Source organism: Aquincola tertiaricarbonis (assembly GCF_000969605.1).
Lineage (GTDB): Bacteria > Pseudomonadota > Gammaproteobacteria > Burkholderiales > Burkholderiaceae_C > Aquincola > Aquincola tertiaricarbonis.
In genome coordinates this window covers 1-1,431 of sequence record NZ_JZUE01000071.1, presented here as the reverse complement: position 1 = coordinate 1,431, position 1,431 = coordinate 1, and the positions used below count along the sequence as shown (strand labels likewise).

The window sequence follows — 1,431 nt, the reverse complement described above, 5'->3', positions numbered from 1 at the left end:
GCAGCGCCAGCGACACCGCCAGCCTGTCGGTCTTCGTCATCAACGATGCACCGGCCCTGACCCCTGGCGCGCCGGTGCTGCCCGCCATCACCGAGGACGACACCGGCCATGCCAGCCAGGCCGTGGGCCTGCTGGTGGCCGGCCGCATCGCCGACGCCGACGCCAGCGCACTCACCGGCGTGGCGGTCATCGGCCAGTCACCGGGCAGCGGCAGCTGGCAGTACAGCCTGGACGGCGGCGCCACCTGGGCCGCGGTCGGCAGCGTGAGCGATGGCAGCGCCCTGCTGCTGCGCGCCACCGACCGAGTGCGCTACCTGCCCGACGGCAGCGGCGCCGACAGCGCCAGCCTCGGCTTCCTGGCCTGGGACCAGACCGCCGGCACCGCCGGCCAGCGGGTGGACAGCAGCGTGCGCGGCGGCAGCAGCGCCTTCAGTGCCGCGTCCGACAGCGCCAGCGTCAGCGTGGCCGCGGTGAACGATGCACCGGTGCTGGTGCCGTGGTCGCCGGCCCTGCCGCCGCTGTCGGAGGACGACACCGCCAGCACCGGCCAGAGCGTGGCCGCGCTGCTGGGCGGCAGCGTCAGCGATGCCGATGCGGGCGCGCTGCAGGGCATCGCGCTGGTGGAGGCCGATGCCGCCGCCGGCAGCTGGCAGTACTCGCTGGACGGCGGCGCCAGCTGGCTGGCGCTGGGCTCGGTGGCGGAGGACGACGCGCTGCTGCTGCGCCCGGCCGACCGGCTGCGCTTCGTGCCCGACGGCCTGGACGCCACCAGCGCCACGCTGCGCTACCGTGCCTGGGACCAGACCGCCGGCAGCGCCGACAGCCGCGCCGACACCGGCGCCGCCGGCGGCAGCAGCGCCTTCAGCAGCGCCAGCGACATCGCCGCCGTGGCCGTCACCGCGGTCAACGATGCGCCGGTGCTCACGCCCGCCGCGCCGGTGCTGCCGCCGATCACCGAGGACGCCGGCCTGCATGCCGGCCTGACGGTGGCCGCGCTGCTCGGTGGCAGCGTGAGCGACGTGGATGCCGGCGCGCTGCAGGGCGTGGCCGTCACCGGCCTGGTGCCGGGCAACGGGCGCTGGCAGTACTCGATCAACCACGGCGCTTCCTGGGTGGACATGGGTGCGGTGAGCGACAACGCCGCGCTGCTGCTGCGCGCCACCGACGTGCTGCGCCTGGTGCCCGACGGCATCGACGCCGACAGTGCGCAGATCACCTACCGCGCCTGGGACCAGTCCACCGGCGTGGCTGGCGGCACCGGCGACACCAGCGTGAACGGCGGCAGCACCGCCTTCAGCGTCGCCACCGACACCGCCTTCCTGGCCATCACCGCCGTCAACGACGCGCCGGTGCTGGCGGCCGGCACCACCGCGCTGAGCCCCATCGATGAAGACCAGCTGAACCCGCCCGGGCAGACGGTGGCCTCCTTCG

The 1,431-nt window shown here is 75.3% G+C and carries 1 protein-coding gene; it reads left to right on the top strand.

What is annotated here, in order from left to right; translation table 11 throughout:
* A partial coding sequence (locus VO99_RS31085) for a hypothetical protein (RefSeq protein WP_046116150.1) occupies nucleotides 1-1,431 on the top strand: 1,431 nt, incomplete at both ends.